At 37.5% G+C, this 19,519-nt stretch carries 16 protein-coding genes and 1 tRNA gene; 8 read left to right on the top strand and 9 right to left on the bottom strand.

Annotated elements, in window-relative coordinates; genetic code table 11:
- The first annotated feature begins 34 nt into the window (after positions 1–34).
- The 3 genes from AB3G38_RS10350 to AB3G38_RS10340 all read left to right on the top strand — a co-directional run bounded on the left by AB3G38_RS10350 (position 35) and on the right by AB3G38_RS10340 (position 4,375).
- Positions 35–772 (top strand): ATP-binding protein, encoded by a 738-nt coding sequence (locus AB3G38_RS10350; protein WP_367868406.1) that lies wholly within the window; start codon positions 35–37, stop codon positions 770–772.
- Between the two features lie 18 nt (positions 773–790).
- The gene (locus tag AB3G38_RS10345; protein ID WP_367868405.1) at positions 791–1,819 is read left to right on the top strand and encodes an LD-carboxypeptidase; all 1,029 of its coding nucleotides are present in this window, start codon (positions 791–793) and stop codon (positions 1,817–1,819) included.
- A gap of 168 nt (positions 1,820–1,987) precedes the next feature.
- A complete protein-coding gene (locus tag AB3G38_RS10340; RefSeq protein WP_367868404.1) occupies positions 1,988–4,375 on the top strand; it encodes a TonB-dependent siderophore receptor in 2,388 nt (795 codons plus the stop codon).
- Between the two features lie 50 nt (positions 4,376–4,425).
- Here AB3G38_RS10340 and AB3G38_RS10335 read toward each other — a convergent pair whose 3' ends face one another.
- The 3 genes from AB3G38_RS10335 to AB3G38_RS10325 form a co-directional block, all read right to left on the bottom strand.
- Entirely contained in the window at positions 4,426–5,769 is a 1,344-nt protein-coding gene (locus AB3G38_RS10335) for a S41 family peptidase (protein WP_367868403.1), read from the bottom strand.
- Positions 5,770–5,782: 13 nt separating this feature from the next.
- Complete coding sequence (locus AB3G38_RS10330) at positions 5,783–8,155, bottom strand: ABC transporter permease (RefSeq protein WP_367868402.1); 2,373 nt, start codon at positions 8,153–8,155, stop codon at positions 5,783–5,785.
- Between the two features lie 321 nt (positions 8,156–8,476).
- Entirely contained in the window at positions 8,477–9,145 is a 669-nt protein-coding gene (locus AB3G38_RS10325; RefSeq protein WP_367868401.1) for a DNA-binding response regulator, read from the bottom strand.
- Between the two features lie 253 nt (positions 9,146–9,398).
- Between AB3G38_RS10325 and AB3G38_RS10320 the strand changes: the two genes are divergently transcribed.
- Both AB3G38_RS10320 and AB3G38_RS10315 read left to right on the top strand, forming a co-directional pair.
- The gene (locus AB3G38_RS10320) at positions 9,399–10,472 is read left to right on the top strand and encodes a hypothetical protein (RefSeq protein ID WP_367868400.1); all 1,074 of its coding nucleotides are present in this window, start codon (positions 9,399–9,401) and stop codon (positions 10,470–10,472) included.
- 120 nt (positions 10,473–10,592) lie between these two features.
- Positions 10,593–11,291 (top strand): DUF1826 domain-containing protein, encoded by a 699-nt coding sequence (locus tag AB3G38_RS10315; RefSeq protein WP_367868399.1) that lies wholly within the window; start codon positions 10,593–10,595, stop codon positions 11,289–11,291.
- 8 nt (positions 11,292–11,299) lie between these two features.
- Here the strand turns inward: AB3G38_RS10315 and AB3G38_RS10310 are convergent, their stop codons facing one another.
- The 4 genes from AB3G38_RS10310 to AB3G38_RS10295 form a co-directional block, all read right to left on the bottom strand.
- Positions 11,300–12,514, bottom strand: a complete 1,215-nt coding sequence (locus AB3G38_RS10310; protein WP_367868398.1) for an alpha/beta hydrolase-fold protein — start codon at positions 12,512–12,514, stop codon at positions 11,300–11,302.
- Between the two features lie 209 nt (positions 12,515–12,723).
- The gene (locus AB3G38_RS10305) at positions 12,724–14,469 is read right to left on the bottom strand and encodes an ATP-binding protein (protein WP_367868397.1); all 1,746 of its coding nucleotides are present in this window, start codon (positions 14,467–14,469) and stop codon (positions 12,724–12,726) included.
- A gap of 249 nt (positions 14,470–14,718) precedes the next feature.
- Positions 14,719–15,105 (bottom strand): hypothetical protein, encoded by a 387-nt coding sequence (locus tag AB3G38_RS10300; RefSeq protein ID WP_367868396.1) that lies wholly within the window; start codon positions 15,103–15,105, stop codon positions 14,719–14,721.
- A gap of 141 nt (positions 15,106–15,246) precedes the next feature.
- Positions 15,247–16,119: a WG repeat-containing protein gene (locus AB3G38_RS10295; RefSeq protein WP_367868395.1), complete on the bottom strand. Its 873-nt coding sequence runs from the start codon at positions 16,117–16,119 to the stop codon at positions 15,247–15,249.
- Positions 16,120–16,394: 275 nt separating this feature from the next.
- Between AB3G38_RS10295 and AB3G38_RS10290 the strand changes: the two genes are divergently transcribed.
- Together AB3G38_RS10290 and AB3G38_RS10285 are read left to right on the top strand one after the other, a co-directional pair.
- On the top strand, positions 16,395–16,760 hold the full coding sequence (locus AB3G38_RS10290) for a transposase (RefSeq protein WP_367868394.1): 366 nt from the start codon (positions 16,395–16,397) through the stop codon (positions 16,758–16,760).
- A 67-nt stretch (positions 16,761–16,827) separates the two neighbouring features.
- Positions 16,828–17,724 (top strand): transposase, encoded by an 897-nt coding sequence (locus AB3G38_RS10285; protein WP_367868393.1) that lies wholly within the window; start codon positions 16,828–16,830, stop codon positions 17,722–17,724.
- Positions 17,725–17,821: 97 nt separating this feature from the next.
- Here the strand turns inward: AB3G38_RS10285 and AB3G38_RS10280 are convergent.
- Both AB3G38_RS10280 and AB3G38_RS10275 read right to left on the bottom strand, forming a co-directional pair.
- Positions 17,822–17,895, bottom strand: a tRNA-Pro gene (locus AB3G38_RS10280).
- 321 nt (positions 17,896–18,216) lie between these two features.
- Positions 18,217–19,074: a DUF4349 domain-containing protein gene (locus tag AB3G38_RS10275; RefSeq protein ID WP_367868392.1), complete on the bottom strand. Its 858-nt coding sequence runs from the start codon at positions 19,072–19,074 to the stop codon at positions 18,217–18,219.
- A gap of 365 nt (positions 19,075–19,439) precedes the next feature.
- Here AB3G38_RS10275 and AB3G38_RS10270 point away from each other — a divergent pair, with 365 nt between their 5' ends.
- Entirely contained in the window at positions 19,440–19,517 is a 78-nt protein-coding gene (locus tag AB3G38_RS10270; protein WP_082035969.1) for a potassium-transporting ATPase subunit F, read from the top strand.
- The last annotated feature ends 2 nt before the right edge of the window (positions 19,518–19,519 follow it).

Raw genomic sequence — 19,519 nt, 5'->3', positions numbered from 1 at the left:
ACAGTAAATATATCTCCTTATTAATAACACACAATTGAGCAAACTAAAAACATATTTTAACTGGAGTACAGGCAAAGATTCTGCCCTTGCTTTGCACTATCTGATGCAGGATAAGAACTATAACATAGCGCACCTGCTGACCTCAGTTAACCAACAACATAACCGGGTCAGTATGCACGGTCTGCGCAGAGAACTATATCAACTGCAAATCGATGCATTGAACTTGCCATACAGCACTATAGAATTGCCAGAACAACCCTCTATGCAGGAATATGAAACATTGATGGAAAAAGAAGTTTCCAGCCTGCAACAACAAGGATTTACCCATGCTGCTTTCGGTGATATCTTTTTAGAAGATCTGAGGAAATACAGAGAACAACAATTATCGGCTCTGAACATAAAATCTGTTTTTCCACTTTGGAAAAAAGATACCAGGGCACTGCTCACTGAATTTATTGATCTCGGATTTAAATCTATCCTGGTCTGTATCAAAGCAGACTTACTTGACCCGGAATTTGCCGGAAGAATTATTGATGCAGACTTTATTAAAGATTTGCCTTCAAATGTGGATGTTTGCGGAGAGAATGGTGAATTCCATACCTTTTGTTTCGATGGGCCAATCTTCAATAAGCCTATTCCTTTTGAAATAGGGGAAAAGGTTTACAGGGAGTATCAAGCTCCTGAAACGGATACTGACTCCTGCTCAGCCCAACCCGTCAAAAACAATAGTGGTTATTGGTTTTGCGATTTATTGCCAGTGAAAAACAGCTAATCATTATAAATGAGATCTATGAACCGAAAATATTTCATTTCTTCTTTGATGGCCTCGGGAGCGGTGTTTTCCACTTTCAAAAGCTGGGCTAATCTGTCGGTAAACAATGAAACCAGTAAGATTAAAATTCCTCCCTATTTAAAACCAGGCGATACGATAGGCATTACCAGTCCTGCGGGATCTATTAGCTTAGCAAGTATCCAACCCGCTGTTCAGCTTATGGAAAGCTGGGGATACAAAATTACAATTGGTTCAACCATAGGAAAAAAAGATTTTACTTATGGAGGTACAGACAGAGAAAGGCTTGAAGACCTTCAGCATATGCTTGATCATCCGGCTGTCAAAGCAATTATGTGTGCCAGAGGTGGATATGGTATAGTGCGTATTATTGATCAGCTGGATTTTACTGAATTTATCAAACATCCTAAATGGTTAATCGGATTTAGCGATGTCACCGTTTTACACTGTCATATTAATCAGAATTTTGGTATCGCAACCCTGCATTCTAAAATGTGTAACAGCTTCCCTGATGATTGGACAAAAGCAGAACCCATACAGATTTCTACAATTTTATCAATCAGACAGGCATTAGCGGGTGAAGATTTCAAATATACTGCTCCGATAACGCAATCAAACCGCATTGGTAGGGCAGAAGGAATATTAGTTGGCGGTAACCTAAGCATTATTGCCAGTAATTCTGGTACAAAATCAGATTTAGATACAAAGGATAAAATCCTGTTTCTGGAAGATACCGGTGAATACTTATACAATCTCGACCGGATGTTCTGGAATTTGAAGCGTACAGGAAAACTGGCTCATCTTGCAGCATTGATCATTGGCGGATTTAATGCAAAGCCAGATGATCCGGGTGAAATATTCGGTAAAACTATAGCGGACATTGTATTGGAGAAGGTAAAAGAATACAATTACCCGGTTTGTTTCAATTTTCCTTCAGGACATCAGCGTGCTAACTTTGCGCTGAAATGTGGAATCAAGCATCTGCTTGAAGTCGGAACCGGAGGAACGACACTCAGTTCATTGAAATAAGCAGAGCAGACGGCTCTCTTTCTAACGCTGATTATTTTTTAGCCGCATGAATTCCGGTTTGATGTATTTGTCATTTTAACGTCTTATTTTAAATCAGTCTAAATAATGAGTACTTAGAATCAGTTGATGTTGTAAGTTTGTTGCCTCAAACAACACACACCAATATTTATGCTTTTTTCTACAATAAAAATCGCTGTAACCGCATTTTTTCTTTTGCTGGTTATTTCAGTTTCCTTCGCGCAAACAGGAGGAATCAAAGGAATTATAAAAACATCAGACGGGGTGCCAGTAGAACTGGCCATGGTTGCAATTAAAGGCGTTGCTAATACAGCGACTGATCAAGATGGCCAGTACCTGTTGAAAAATATTCCAGCCGGGACTTACACCATAGCTGCACGCCTGGTCGGTTTAAATTCAGTATCTCAGAATGTAACCGTAACCAAAGGGGAGACTACAATTGTAAATCTAAGCTTTACAGCTTCCAGTCAGCAATTAAAAGAGGTTATTGTGAGTGGTGGGAAGACCAATAAATTTGCAGTAAAGGAAAGTAATTATGTTTCCAAAATGCCTTTGAAGAATCTTGAAAACCCACAGGTTTATGCTGTGATCTCTAAAGAACTGATGACAGAGCAGGTGATCACCAACTATGATGATGCTTTAAAAAATACGCCTGGTATTGACAAATTATGGTCTTCTACAGGACGTAGCGGCGACGGTGCTGGTTATTTTTCCCTCAGAGGTTTTGCCGTTCAGCCTACGCTGGTGAACGGTTTACCAGGATTAACCAATGGTAGTCTGGATGTTTCCAATATAGAGCGTATTGAAGTACTTAAAGGCCCTTCAGGAACTTTATTTGGAAGCAGTTTGATTTCTTACGGCGGATTGATTAATACGATAACCAAACAGCCTTTTGATGGTACTGCAACAGATATTACATATACAGCAGGAAGTTATGGATTAAATAGAATAACCGCAGATTTCAATACACCGATTGATAAAAACCATAAATTACTTTTTAGAATGAATGCAGCATTCCATAATGAAAACAGTTTTCAGGATGCCGGATTTAAGAAAACAAGATTTATTGCGCCATCGTTGTCTTACAAAGTTAATGACAGGTTATCATTCCAGCTGAATACTCAGTTTTTAAGCTCAAAAGGCACGAACCCTACGATGTTGTTTTTTGACAGAGGTACTGCACTGAAAGTGACTAATCTGGGTGGTTTAAACTATGATCCTAAGCAATCATTTACAAGTAATGATTTGAGCATGAAGACCCCGGTTGCTAATGCGCAGGGCCAGATGAATTATAAAATATCAGATAAATGGAATTCTCAGACTATAATTTCCATAGGTTCTGCTAAATCTGATGGTTACTATTCTTATTTATATGAGTCGGGGAAGTCAGTTGCCGGATCTTCTAAATTTGACCGTTATATCAGTGACCAGAATTCAACTACAAAGACTACTGATATTCAACAGAACTTCACCGGTGACTTTCATATCGGCGGTATGCGCAACAGAATTGTTGCCGGCCTTGACTATTTTAACAGAACATTTATAGACAAGAGTTCTCCTTACGCTGGCTTAGGGCTGGTTACCCTTGGTGGAACTGATACTGGTATATTGACCAGGGAAAGTGCAGATGCTGCGATAGCAGCGTCAGGAAGTTATAATGACAGCAATACCAGTCAACAGGTTTATAGTGCTTATATCTCAGATGTTTTAAATTTTACACCTGCGCTTTCAGGAATGTTCAGTTTACGCGTAGACAGATTTCATAATGGCGGAAAAACATTAACGGCTGCGGAAAAATATTCACAGACAGCATTATCTCCTAAATTTGGACTAGTCTATCAGTTATTGAAAGACAAGCTTTCCGTTTTTGGAAATTATATGAACGGTTTTACCAATGTGCAGCCAGTAAATGTTACTATCGATGGGGTTTCTTCTACAAAAAACTTCAAACCTGAACATGCTAATCAATGGGAAACAGGTGTGAAGGCTGATTTATTAGAAGGTAAATTAACCGGTTCTTTGAGCTATTATGATATCCGTGTAGCAAATGTTGTCTTGAATAGCGGTCAGAATGACGTTTCACAAGGCGGAAAAAATTATAGCAAAGGATTTGAAGTAGAAATCCAGGCTAACCCTTTCCCTGGTTTTAATATCAACGCAGGTTATAGTAAAAACACCAGTAAACTTACAGGCGCAAGTGCGGACTATGAAGGCAGAAGACCTGAAAGTGCAGGACCTTCAGATCTTGTCAATGCCTGGTTTAGCTATAAAATTCTGAATGGCAGTGTAAAAGGACTGGGTTTTGGTTTTGGCGGAAATTACGCAGGAAAAAACCTGATTCTGAACAGAGCGACAACCGGGGTATTTACACTTCCTTCTTATACAGTGCTGAACGCTTCGGTTTCTTACGGTATAAAAGCCTTTACTTTTGCATTTAAAGTAGACAATCTGACCAATAAAGAATATTATAAAGGCTGGAGTACAATTGAGCCGATGAGGCCAAGAACAGCAGTGGGAACAGTAGGTTATCACTTTTAATAAAAAATAGAGGAAGAAGTCGTTTGAATATCAGTATTCAGACGACTTTTTTATTTGATCAGGATCTGGTCTATCGCCTTGTCGGTAAAACGATTCCCGCTATAGAAGCTATTATAAAAATCTAACCGGTTCCTTGAATAATTCAGCTCACTGCTTACCGGAACACCTGTTCCTTCATAAGTTTTTCCAGCTGGATCAGTATAAATCTCATTCGATAAACTGAATTCCCATCCATTAGGAAGTTCTTTCCATAAAATTTCCGAGAAGATACCATTAGTTCTGGAACCTATAGTTTTAATACTCGGGTAACTGTGTGCTGCCAGGGCGAAAATTTCTGCTGCACTTGCTGTCTGACCACTTAAAAGTAAGTAGACTTTACCTGTATAAGCAGTATTTGCCGGCTTCAAAATGTATTTTTGTATTGCAGTATTGCCCTGATCGGTTTTGGCTTCCACAGAAAGAACGTGTTTGTTTTCTCTAACAAAATAGCTCAAAAGTTTCAAAGCTACCGTTTCCAGTCCGCCGCCATTGAACCGAAGATCAATAACTACGGAACCGGATTGCCCAATGTCGGCCAGTATTTTTTTCATCACGTGGTCGACTCCGTTAAGTTCATCATCAAACTGCACCAGAGGTTGTTTGGAATCTTTGCTCTTATTATTGTAGTCTTTTGCAAAATTGTTCATATCCCTGATCAGGATATAACCGCTATTTGAGCCTTTCAACTTTCCCCAACTGATTACCCCATGATTATAAGTACGTGTGTCTGCTAAATAAGTATCTTGTATGGCCTTAATGAGATCATCCTTTTTTAGTCTGATTACTGGTTTAGCTGCAATTACTTTTGTTTTCAGAGAATCCGGGATCTCCAGTCTGATATGACCGTCATCTATTTTTCTGACGATTTCAAGCAGGATATTTGCTAATTCCTTTTGCGAATGTATTTTCTTTACCCTTGGCAGGTATTCTTCATAAACCTGTTTCCAATTTATATTTCGTTCCTTGAAAAAGGCATAATTATCATTGAAAGTTTCCCAGAAAATCTTAAAGTTTTCCTCATAGGAGGCCACAGCACTATCGGCATTAATGCACATCGGAGGTAATGAATCAACACGCTTAAAAATATAATTTACAATTCCCCCGGGATTAAGAACAAGTTTATTCTTATCTAATGAGATTATAGTGAACCTTCCTTTCAAGTTGCCTTCTGCCAGGGGCTTACAAGTCAGGCTATTCGTATTATAGTAAGTGTAATTAGATTCCTCAATCTTTAAGCATCTTCCATAACCCTGTTGAACCCAGGACGTGTTTTTTAATTGTTCTTCAGGATCTTGCTGGGCAATGGCACCTGATGCTATGAGCAGGATGCAAATAGTGAAATAGAAATTTCTCATAATTTTTTAAATTTTATTCCTGCTTTAGATATTTGGACATATTTGCCTGATTAGCCTTGAATATATGCCATGAAACGCTGATTAAAGTAGTAGAAATTAAGGCAATGACTGCTAACCCAATTGGTAACAAAGAAAATTCAGAGTGGGTAGATAGCTGCTTGAACATGCTGTCGGTCAGGAAAAAAGAAAGAGGTACACCCACTATAATTGCCGTGGTCAAAGCAAATAAAAACTCTTTGTATATCAGGTAAATAAGATGAATGATGTCAGCACCCAAAACTTTACGGACACTAATTTCTTTCATCCTTTTTCCTAAAATAATAAGTGCAAGTCCAAAAACCCCTGAAATTGATATTACAGTCATTAACAGGGAAGTAACTACTAAGACTTCTGAAATTATGGAAAAACCATTGAAATACCCATTAAACACCTGATCCTGATCATAAAAATCAAATGGGAGATATGGATATAACTTCTGCCAGATGTTTTTGATTTCTTCATGCGCACCTGAAAATAGATTGGATGAACTTTTAATATAAACAAACTTCACATCTTTTGGAGTAGTGTTCATCAATAGGATAGGGGCAACCTCATATTCAAAACTTTCATAATGAAAATCATTTACCTGTCCAACAACCGAATAGTTGTGATTATTATAGCGGATACTTTTTCCAACAGCAGTTGACCAATTCATCATTTTTAAAAAAGCCTGATTGACTATTACAGCATCTTTTTGATCTGTTAACTGTTTTTCATTGAAATCTCTGCCCTCAGTAATTGTTATTCCCAGTTGATTTATAAAACCAGGTAATACACTGATACTTTTAACCTGCTTAGTTTTGCCTTCGTTTTTAATCAGAATTTCTTTCGTGTAATTACCTATAGGCTGAACCGATCCGGTAATAGCTACTATACCTTTACTTCGCTTCAGTTCTTCTTTAAAAGTCTGGTAAGATGAGCTGTTATCCAGGCTCACTACCACATTATTTTTAGGCTGATAGCCCCAGGGCTTACGTTTGATCTGTGTTGTTTCCTGTATAAATGCAATAGCAGCAGAAACAGAGAGAAAGGTGAGAATGAATTGAATGCCGAGTAAGACTTTCCTGAATCGATTATTACTGCCCATTTCAGCTTTTCCTTTCATCATACTTATGGTATCTAACGAAGAGATATAAAATGAAGGATATAAAGCCCCGCTTAAAGCAGAAACCAAAATAAGAAGTATTGCTGCTATCCAGATACGGGAGTTTAAGAAAAATCCTGTACCCAGCTGGAATCCTGCAACGGAGCTGAACCATGGGAAAAAGAAGACTTCTGCCAGAAATAATCCTAGAAATACTGCGATTGTGCAGATGATAATGTTTTCAATGATAAATTGAAAAATGATCTGTCTTCTGCTGCTACCCATTACTTTTCTTACACTGATTTCTTTCAGGCGGCTGGAGGCCGATGCTACTGTAATGTTGATATAATTGAAATATACCATCAGTAAAATCGAAACTGCAATTACAATGAGCATAATCAAGCCGATCGGTTCCATTGTACTGAAATGATTGTCGACAACTTTATAAGAGTGAAAGTTCATAGTTTTTAGCGCCTGATAATGAAAGGACACTATCTGATGATCAGGATGTACTGCGTTGTACTGGTCAATATATTTTTTGTCCTGAGACTTGATGGATGACAGCGTCTTTTCATCAGCTGTTTCAATAAAAGTGATATTGGTGGTTTCACTCCAATCACCAACTTTATCTATTCCTAAAGAGACCATTCTCGAATGCGGTATGAGCGCGGAAAAACTAAAGGATGCGTTGGCAGGATATTTACTGAAAACACCCTTAACTATGAAATTCTCTGTTACGGTACGGCCTTTCACATTAAACGTAATCGCCAGCGGATTACCAACAGCGTTCCGATGACCAAATAACTTTTCCGATAATTCTGAAGTCAGCACAATTCCATCTTTATCAGTGAAATGATGCTTGTTGCCCCATTTTACAGCATAGTCGAACATCTTATAAAAGTCATCGTCAACAAAAGTCACCTTGTCCCTGAATACGTTATCCTTTTGCTTGATGATGACACTGTTGTAGTTTAAGCGGGCTATATTTTTTACCTGAGGGAAGTCATTTTTAAGAGCGGGGCCTAAAGGAGATGGGCTGTCACCATGATACTGCTGATTCCCGTTTTTGTCCGTCACTTTTTCAATCACAAACAAGTGATTTATCCTGGTATTAAATGCATCCTGATGCATTGCCCAGTAAGTATACTCGAAAACCATTAAACAACAACCTACAGCTAATGCCAGCCCGGAAATATTGATAAATGAAGATGCCTTATGTTTAATCAGGTTACGAAAGCCCAGCTTCAAGTAGTTTTTAAGCATAATATAATTTAGTCGGATAACCAGTTTTGTTTACAAGGGCAAGCTATCAACATGCCAAAGTAAAGACGGCAGCTGATTGCATATCAGGGCATTAATTCAGGACTAAGATACAGTAAGGTGTTCATTATCGAACTTTGGTGAACGAAACTGTACAGCGGAAACTTGTACTGCAAAGTTTGTAAATTATTCTTTAATAAAATCCATGACATATTTAACATGGAGTCCAGTGCTTTTGTGAATTCTGAAATTGCATGCTCTTTGGCAGTGTGTTTTTCGATTTTAGATTCTTCGGTTAATGCTTTTTCATGAATAATTTCAGCTCTAGATGATTTTTATATCCTTACAGTAAGCTATTAATTGTTCATTTTTTGAAATATTCAGTGCTGTTTTCATTTCACTCAAATGTTTCTCAACAGTGCTTAAACTCGATGGCTTGATATTGTCTTTTTTTAGATAAACCGGAATATCTTTTTGAGGGATCCCTTCTGATAAAAGCAGGATGATTTTTTTATCTAAAGGTGTAAACTTAAAATATCTCTCTTCCTCTGAAGTCTTTTTAAGATTATTCGAGACATATTTCTTATTATTTGCAATTGTTTCTATCGCATTCTTCAAATCTTTTATATCCTGCCGGCCTTTTGGCACAAATGCATCAATGTCTAAGTCTCTGATCAATGAATTAACAATAATAGATCTGTTTTCAACAGAGAATACTAAAATCTTCAGATCAGGCTGGATTTTTTTGACTGTTTTTATAAGTTCGGCACCTCCAGAAATAAGCTGAGGTACATCTTCATTAAACGAAAGATCGGTAATTAATAAATCATAGGGTTGTTCCTGGCGAATTGCCTTTTTTATACGACTTAAAGCGTCATCGCAATAATAGGCATAATCACATTTGTTATGCGCTATATTGAGATCTGATAATGTCTTTTGAACGGAAATATTTATACTTTCGTGGTCTTCCGCAATCAATACTTTTTTGAACATATTTCGGGTAATTAAGAAATGGGGTTGGAGTTCAATATTTTCACTCTCTTTTCAACTTTATGTTTCAAAGATAATTTCGTCATGAATATGCTTTATACGGTTTCCCTTTTTTGAAGGCGTTAGAAGCTTATTGAGCTTTATAAGACTCTGGAAATTCTATGATGGTCATCAGGCTGATTATTCCATTACGACTACGGGTAACCGTAATAGTTTTAGTAATTGTACCCTATTTTTATGCTTCAATTTTTAACGGATGTTTGAAGAATATAAAAAAGAAGTATTAGAGTTTTACTTTTTTAAAAAGGGAGCGGGCGAACTTTCCTCTAATTTGGAAAACCCGGGACGCTTAAAGTTGAAAAATGAATGCCTTAAAATTTTTGCAGAAAAATATACTAAGAAGGATGATCAAATACTTAAGCTGTTTTTCGATCCTTTAGGCAAATTTAATGACCATATAAAAAGTATTGAAAAATTCGGATTAGATAAATTCAGGCCCTTAGTTAAGTTCTTAAAAGAAGGAACAAGTATCAGAGATGAAGCAGCTGTAAAGCTCCTGGCATGGTTAACAGGCTTCGATTCTTACCAGGATTGGAGGTCAAAAAAAGAAAGTAGAGAACCGGATGAATCTGAAAATTCAGACACCGGTCAGCAGGGGGATTCCATACCTGAAACAGGAGACAAAGAAATAAGTGAGGAGAATGACAATTCTCTGAGTAATTCAGCTGGAACTTCGACTGAAAAAAACATCAACAGCAATGAAAAGGCAGATGATAACGAAGACAAAGAAGAGGAAGTAGTAATTGATTCTGATACTATTGAACCTCAGGGCACACCGATTAAAACTGTGACCCTAACCTGTGTTGCGCTTCTGTTTCTGGCCAGCGGGTTCTTCTTTTTATTTAAAAAAAGTACAATCAGGCAACCGTACGCGGATGAGCAATGTATGTATTGGGCAGGTGATCATTATGAACCTGTTAAATGTGATGAAAAAATTAAAGATGTCACCTTAATCCCTATAAATCAAAAGGCTTTAAACAACTTAAGAAAAATTAATGTGATAGATACACTAACCAGGTATTCCATTGGGAAGGTTTGGTATACAAGAATTGGTGGTAAACATGAATTCTTTACAGATAGTGGAATGCATCCTGTCGATACACTCAAAAGACTTAGGCCATTAAGCACCTATATCTTAAGCAATCATATTTCTCACGACAGGTATTTATTAAATCTTTGGAGGTTGTCAATTGCTGGAATAATTGCGGTTGTATTATACGTGATTTGCCTGGTTTATTTTTTCAGACGGCAGAAAAAATTTAAGAGTTGAATCTCAAACGGTACGGGTACACAGCCTTACAACGAAGAATTTGATTTGCCTGTTTGTGGATCATATCCTGCGTATATTAATATAGATAAGTAAATTAATAAATTGAGCTATATTGCTATTATGATAGATTTATCTTACGCTGAGCATCAAATTCATTGTGTCACAAACTTTCAGGATCTTGTTTCTACGCGATTTAATGGAGAAATGAATGCGATTTGCTGGACTCGCGAACTCACAGGTGATTTTTCTGAAATTGTTAAAAAGGTAGAGTTAAGTGAAAATATGACAGTACTTGAAGAAGACGAACTTCGTGAACTTCAGTTGAGTGAACAAGGGCAACTAGCCCGCGAAATTCTCTTGAATGATTTGAAGGTCTTGGAAGCACATGGCGCATCGCCAATCCTTAATGTAATCAACTACTATGATCGGGATGATTCCTACCCATTTTTCCCAACCGATGTTTATTCTTTTCATGTAGACCGCTCTCCAATACCAACAGATACCTTTTTATGCACTTACTACGGCGATCCGAGTGAAATATTGCCAAATTCACAAGGCACAAAGAAAATACTTATTCCAGAAATACGTATTGAACTCAAAAAACTATATCATGGAGCAGAGGAAGATTTTGAATCATTCTTAAGTGAACATTTCTTTGATTTACACTATCAGGCTAAACCTGATGCACATCCAATAAGCCTGGGCCTTGGTCACCTATGGAGATTGGCAGTTGATCATCCTGAAAGTCAGGTTCCTCCTTGTCTTCACCGTGCACCAAAGGAAACATCCGGACAGAGAAGGTTGTTGCTCATCTGCTGAACATAAACTTATTTTTTAACCTCATTCAGTAAATGCTGTAATTTTTCTTTGCTTTCCGGGATTTCTTTCAACGTTAAGGCTTTTTTGAAACTTTCTATAGCGCTGGCTTTATCTCCGGTTTCAAGGTATAAATCACCAATTGAGTCATAACAATTGCCACTGTTAGGATTGTTTGCAATATTGAGTTTGAATAAAGTTTCTGCCTTTTTGAATTGTTTAGTACCTATCATTTTGTAGCCAAGATTATTAACCTGGCTTTCATCTGGCTTAATATTATATCCCATTTTTTCAGAGACGTTCTTATAATGTGAGACCAATAAAGAATCTAATTTAAAATCAGGATTGTTTATTTCGCTTTCATAAATTTTAAGCTTATAAAAATCAAAGATGAATCGTAGCGCATCATATTCTCCGATCAATCTTACCGAAGGATGGTTATCATCTTCGTAATACTTATATTTAAAGCGCAAATGGTTTTTTTTGTTTTTAGAAACGTCTTTGATGAATTCCAAATTGCTGCGAATAAGTGCCGTCGACCCGCTTGTATCTTTCTGAACACTTAGCGTATCTACTCCTCTTTCCATACGATTGGCCATGGCGATAAACAACGTTTTTCCTTTATAATTTTGAGTGGGCAAAATATCTTTTGCTTCTTTTACTATTTTTTTATTATCCCACCACAAAGATCCGTCAAGAGAAACATAAGAATTGAATAAATCCGGTTGATGCAGGAAAGCGTTCATGACCGTTAAGCCTCCAAGAGAATGGCCGATAAATGTTTTATAAGTAGTAGTTGGATACGTTGTATCGATATAAGGAATAAGTTCTTTCCCTACAAATGACATGAATTTTTCTCCATTGCCAGCAATTCCAGGCAATTCTTTATCAGCACCAATTGTTAAATCGCTTACTCTGTTTGCATGCAGAATTCCAACTACAATCATCGGCGGACAAAAACCTGATTCACTCATATGTTCTGTAATACTTACAACGGTATTGAAATTTTCACTTCCATCCAATAAATAAATTACCGGATAATGTCCTTTGTCTTTTATCTTATTTCCTCCGTTGCTATTAGGGATATGTATCCAGAATTTACGTTCCTGTCCAAGGATTTTTGAAGAAATTTTTTCTTCAAATCCAGTATTAAAAGGGCTGTTTTCTTGTGCATGGATACAAAAAGAAAATAATAGGAAGAAGATTAAAAAGTAAAAAGATTTCATGAAGCTGTTTTAGCTAAAGGTCAATAAATAATATTTCATTTTTTTTAATAGACACCTGTTTTTTGACTTCGTTACAAATATTTCACATTTATTTTTTAGCCTGTAATTTAGAGATGCCTTTCGAAATGAAAATATTTAACCAGTTAAAGGTCGAATAGCTATAAGTTAACAGCATGAAAGGTAAAAAGTCAGCGATAAATGCTGGAACTTCATTTAAGCAGGTCCTTGTTTAGCTGGTTGACCAGCCTTTCTTTTAAGTCGTCGAGTTGGAAAGGCTTGGGCAAATAGTCATTCATACCGTAGTCCTTTGCGCGCGTTTGAACCTGGTCTGAAACGGAGGCGGTGAGGGCGATGATATAGGTATCCGCTTTTGCCGGGTCCGGTAAATTTCTGATGTGTCTGGTCGCCTCCAGTCCATCCATAACCGGCATGTGCATATCCATCAAAATCACATCATAATTTTTAGTTTTTAGTAAATTAAGTACCTCCTGGCCGTTTTCAGCGATATCTGCAATGATATTCCAACGTTTAAAAAGTTGTTTCATAAAAAAGATATTCATCATGTTGTCCTCTGCCAGCATAATGCTTAAATGACTCAGGTCAAATGAACTGTTATCTGGTTGCTGTCCGGTCGCTTTGGTGACAGTGCTGAGATCTTCTTTCATTAACAGATCAAAAGAAAATGACGAGCCGCTTCCCGGAACGCTCTTTAAAGTAATCTCACTTCCAAGCCGTTCGATCAGTTGCTTCACGATAGAAAGCCCTAAACCAGTACCTCCGAATTTCCTGGTCGTGTTGGCTTCCGCTTGCTGAAAGGGTTCAAAGATCATTTTCTGCCGGGATTCGGGAATACCGATCCCGGTATCATTTACCTGGAACCGGATGCGGTAATCATTACTGCCAGACTTTAAAACTTTGACCTGAAGACTTACGGTTCCTCTTTCGGTGAATTTAATGGCGTTGCCAACAAGATTGTAAACCACCTGACTTAACCTGGCAGCATCGCCGAAAAATCGCTTGCCCTCGATCTTCGGATCTATTTGAAGTTTAAATTCCAAAGACTTTTCTTCTGTTTTGAACAGCATCCCCCTGGCTATACTTTTGAGCAGGCGGGCCAGGTCAAACGGTACATGCTCGAGTTCCAGCTTTCCGGCTTCCAGTTTGTTAAAGTCCAGAATATCGTTGATCAACGTCAGGAGTCCTTCTGCTGAAAATTTGAGCACATCCAGTTGCTCTTTTTGCTGAGCATCCGATTCTTCACTTAACAACAACCCGGCAAGTCCGATCACGGAGTTTAACGGGGTGCGCAGTTCATGCGACATGGTGGAAAGGAAGTTACTTTTGGTTGCGGCAAGTTCGGTCATCTTTTCACTTAGTAATTCACTTTCTCTCAGGTTACCGAACAAGACTGCATGAAAATAAATATGCGACATAATGATCACCAGGCAATTGATACCTATGTAAAGATCATTTAGGTTTTGCGGCAAAGGGTGCAGGCCTGTCCAGCGAAAAGGTAGATAATGGTATAAAATGACGGAGGCAAATGCGATTACGGCGTAAACGGTGCCCCATTTCTTACCTAAACCATAATAACCCGAGATCAGGACCATGAAGATAGCCTGCAGCGTGACCACATCTGCTCCGATAGCGCGGTTAAAAACCCGGTAATAAATATGCAAAATAGTGCCGGCTATGGCATAATGGATACCCCAGGAAATAATTTTAGGGAAACGGCGCAAAATCAGCATCAAGATAAGTGACGTTACCATCAGTCTGATCGCACGACCGCTGCCATCGCCCTGGTGGTTTCTTAAGGCATCAAAAAGGTAGATCGCACCCTTTAAAATATTAGCCCCAAGCATCAGGTAAAATAGCTTCAGTTGTGCTTCAATCAAGGAACTGTTTGCAGCTGATTCGTTTAATGAGGGGAGTACGCGGAAGATTTTATTAGGCATGATCAGTATTTACACAAAAGCTGGCTAATTCATAGGTCAATGGTGCAAAGTTAAAAAAAACGATTTGCTATCACTAACCTGCCTTAAGCAGTCCGGATTTGCTGAAAATTAGTATTATCTATTGCTGTTTATGCCCACAGCGGTAACACATTGCGGTGGCAATAGCCTTTTTCAGGTATAAAATAACTTCAGCCCTTGTGGAATTGTAAAAGGCTCATCGGTAGACAAGCCTTTAACTTTATATGATGGCTACTCTGCCCTTGTTGCCTTATCAAAAGATAAAACCAGCTTCTTCTGATCGATATCTTTCAGGGGGATATCATGCGAATCTTTTCCCAGTCCTTTAGTAAAATATACCGCTGCTTTATGGGTTGAACCTCTTTCCAGTCCATCCTCAAATAGCGCTATACCAAACAAATTACTGTCTGCTTTAGAATGGGCAATGATGCTTACCGTTCCTAAGTTATATTTGCCGTTATTTTTTAATGTAACCATGCCGTTAGCATAGGTATAACTGAGCCCCTTGACTGTAGCCAGATAAGTTTTGTTTTTGCTGGTAACAGGCTGATAGGTTTGTGCATAGCCTGAAATAATACCAGTTAGGAATAAGAATGAAGATAAAACGATCTTTTTCATGTGTTTTATAATTTATATAAAATTACTATCACAGACAAACTATCCAAAATATGGAAGGTAATATTATTGATAATATTTTGTTTATTCTTAATATGATACCCATGAGATTATTAAAGGATTTTACGGTAAGTACATCAGATTTTATTTAACTTTTTTACCATCTTTATTGATATAAAATGTTTCGCCTTTTTCATAAACTTCAATTTTGCCTTCATCAATATCTTTAATGTAACCATATTTTACAGGAGTAATTTCCAGCCCGTTAGTATTGGTCAGGCCATATTTCTTGTCAAGTTCTACAATAATTAAGTTTTGTGATTGCAGGTTGTCGTATATTTCAATTCCATCATATTTTAATGGAATCAACACTTCTCCCATTGTATTGATTAAACCACATTTATTATTGTTTTTTATTACAGCAATAGCGGGCAATTTATTATTATAGAATATTCCGATATCATCAAACTTTATCGGAGCGACTTCATCTCCTTTCTTATTAATCAAGCCGTATTTATTAATATTTTGATTGCCAACAACATTAATTATAGTCCCAACTTTTGCAATGCCATTTTCATCAAAATCAGTTATATGATCATATTTTACTGGAATTATTACTACTCCGGATTTATTTACAAAGCCAGACTTACCTTTTAATTTAACATCGGCCATTCCGTTTTTAAATCCTCCAACATAATCATATATAAAAGGGACAATAATTTGTCCTTTTGTATCAATAAATCCATGTTTATCATTGATAACCGCAGCTGCTCTTTCCTCAAAGAAATTAGCGCCTTGTTCATATTTTACAGGAATTTTTTCTACTCCTTCAGGAGATACAAAACCATATCTGAATTCTTTATTTTTGCCCTCTCCAATTTTTTTTCCTACTGAAATCAGTCCATCTTGCTCGTAGTCGCTTATGTAATCATATTTTAATTTCCAATTAGATGATTGACACGAAGCCATTTGGCAAAACAATGATAATAAGACAATGCTATTTAACGATTTTTTCATCAGTATAAATTTGTTTTTTCGTAGTGTTTAAGTTTTTAATGGTTCTGAAGAGCAATTGTGGTTTAATGCTGATAAAGCTATCATGTGCTACCTGATTTTGTTCATTTCGGTTGGTGTTCTGCTGCACATGATGGTATCATTTATTTAAGTCTGTTGGGTATAGAATACTTGAAGTAGAAAAAGTTGATTAATTGTTTTAGCGTCAAGATACTGATCAATACCAAAACTTGTGGGGAAGCGTGAAAATTTTTAGTTTTGGGCTTTGAATTTTACAGATGTTATCAAGTTACGAAGAGCTCCTACGTTTATTATTACCCGAGTTTATATTAGAGAATTTTGAGTTGAAATCTGCTCGTAAAGAGCAGGATATTTTACATATTGATCTGGAAGAGCTGAATTCTATTCCATTGGCATTTGAAAAGGATAAACTGGAGTCCAAAGGTTTCTTTCCTACCATCACCGTCCAGGATTTCCCCATGCGCGGACATCAGGTCTTTTTTCATATCAAACGACGCAGATGGCTGAACCATACCACCGGAAAAGTGGCTTACCGAGACTGGAGCCTGGTTGCTAAGGGAACGCGAATGACAGGGGAATTCGCGGTTTTTTTAAAACAACTCAGTCAGTACCGCCCCGAATGATATTCAAACGATCGGGAACTTTTATGGAGTAAAAGGCAGAAATCTTGGGCGTCAGTACAAGGATTTTTTGAGTGGCTTTAAGAGTTGGGATCAAAAAGAACATGCCAGTAAATGGTTGCTTTATCCAGACAATCTGGGTACACAACTTTCCATAGATGAGACCAGCGTGTCCCATGGCGAGCTTTATACCATTGTCACTAATAAAGCTGCCAAAGGCAAAAAAGGGGCAATTGTAGCGATTGTTGCGGGTGTAAAAGCAGAAACTGTCATTGAAGTGCTTAGAAAAATTCCATCGGATAAAAGGCGGAAGGTGAAAGAAATTACGTTGGATATGGCTGGTAATATGGAACTGATTGCCAAAAGAGCATTTCCTGTTGCGGTCAGGGTAACCGACAGGTTTCATGTACAGCAACTGGCCACAGAAGCCTTACAGGAAATGCGAATCAAGCACCGATGGGCAGCATTAGATGCTGAAAATGAAGCGATAGAAAAGGCGAAAAAAGGAAACTATGATTTCCAGTCCGGCTTTCTCCCTAATGGAGATACCCTCAAGCAATTACTGGCCAGAAGCAGATACGTTTTGTATAAACGTGCTGAATATTGGACTCAAAGTCAAAAAGAAAGAGCAGATCTGTTATTTGAGCGTTATCCGGATCTGAAGCAGGCCTATGATTTAAGTATGAACCTCAGCAATATCTTTGAAAAAACTACCGATAAAGTGTATGGTTTGGCCAGGCTGGCCAGATGGCACGAAAAGGTAAGGCAAGCGGGATTTAAAGCTTTTAATACCATTTCAAGAACCATTGAAAATCACTATCAAACGATCTTGAATTATTTCGACAACAGATCTACCAATGCTTCTGCGGAATCTTTTAATGCCAAAATCAAAGCTTTTAGATCCCAATTCAGGGGGGTGAGAAGTATCGAATTTTTCTTGTACAGACTGTCTCGGATTTACGCCTAATTTAATTCAGCCCCACAAGTTTTGGTATTGATCCCAAGATACTGATCTGAAAATATTGTTGCAAAAAAAAAGAGATCATTTGATCTCTTTTTTTAAGTCGGGGTGGCAGGATTCGAACCTACGACCTCCTGCTCCCAAAGCAGGCGCGATACCGGGCTACGCTACACCCCGAAAAATTGGTATCACCTTTTTCCCTCTTGCGAAGGGTCTGCAATCCTGCAGAGACCAAATTTCAAACGATCATAAATGATCTTTCTGATTTGGTGTGCAACAAAGGTAAGTAAAGAATTGACATTTTTATCGTTCACGAGCATTTAAACGGTAAAAATATCTTAATGTGTTGCTTTTCAAGGAGAAAAAAAATTAGTGAACTTGTAGATAGATAACAGACAGGAGGGGATTGCTTAAAAAAAAGCGTTCAAGTACCTGTTTAAACTTATAAAACGAAGCTTAAATACACACCTGAACGCTGAAAATCTCTTGAAAATTCAATTATGCGATCAATTTTTTCCTGCGATAATGTCTGAAAACGAAATAAACAGCAACAGCAACCAGTATTAATGCCCATAAGTTAGCCAGGATCAGAATAAATTCCTTAAATACACCCCAGCCATTCTCAAAACTTAACCAGAACCGTTTAAAAAAATCAGGGCGGTAATCAGATAAATTATCATTGACCACTATCATTTTCTTAATCGTATTGTCCTGGTAAAAATTTAAAGTAATCGTACTGTACCGTACATTCCGGTCAGTCTGCAAATTATTCATCCTATTATCTACTAATTCATCCTTCAATGCTAAAGACCTTTCCGCCACAATCACCTTTTTTCCTGAAACAGAATTATTCAACTGTGTTACCGCTTCAACCTTATTCTTACTTTTCAATTGATTACTCAAATAATTGAGACTTTGATCATCCTGTTTTAAAGATTGATCATCAATAAACACGGCCATCTTTGCTACAGTATTTGTAAAATCATCCAGTTTCTCCGAAGGAATTCTTGCCACGACCAAACCTTCCACCCGGTAAGCAATCAATTCCAGTAAAGAATCAGCAGAATATTTCACCTTTTCATTTTGCCTGATCATGCTATGTGTACTGAATTCGGCAATCATGCCGCCCTCAGCTTTCAGTATACTGCCTAATTTCTCTTTAGCAGACTGCACATCCTTTACCCTGAACCTCATGTCCGCCGTTTTAACAATCTTTTCCGTTACTACAGTATCTGATGATAAGGCAGAACTCTGTTTTTGAACATCTGCAGTTTCATAAGCGCCCGATTTTTTGTCACTGCTACAACCCAGTGCAGTTAAACCTAGTATTCCATAAATCAAATATTTCTTCATCATGTTAAGGATTAAATTTTCCCTTAATACTACTATAGGCTATTAAGTAACCCTATGTCACACACATATATCAGAACTCCTTTTAAAATTGATGTAAAGCCCTTTGACTATTCCCAACCTTCCATATCGGTAATCAACCCTTCCAAAATGGAAGGGTTTTAATTCCGGAGATTTCCTGATCAAATTCATTTTCATGGTTAAAATATTGAATTATAGCTGTTTATGTCGAGTTCTTCTTCTTTGGTATAGCGATTGGATAAGGCCATAAAAAATAAACACCATGATGACTGTACTATTATTAATCGCTCTTCTGGTCCTGACGTGGATCTGTTACAAATCAATCGACTGGTTCGAAAAAATCTAAAATTATGATCGCACTATTTATTATCGCAATCGCAGTATTCATCTATATGATTTACGTGCTGATTAAACCCGAAAAATTTTAATT

Source organism: Pedobacter sp. WC2423, assembly GCF_040822065.1.
Classification (GTDB): Bacteria; Bacteroidota; Bacteroidia; order Sphingobacteriales; family Sphingobacteriaceae; genus Pedobacter.
The sequence above is the reverse complement of the archived record's forward strand: the minus strand, read 5'-3'. Positions and strand labels throughout refer to the sequence as shown.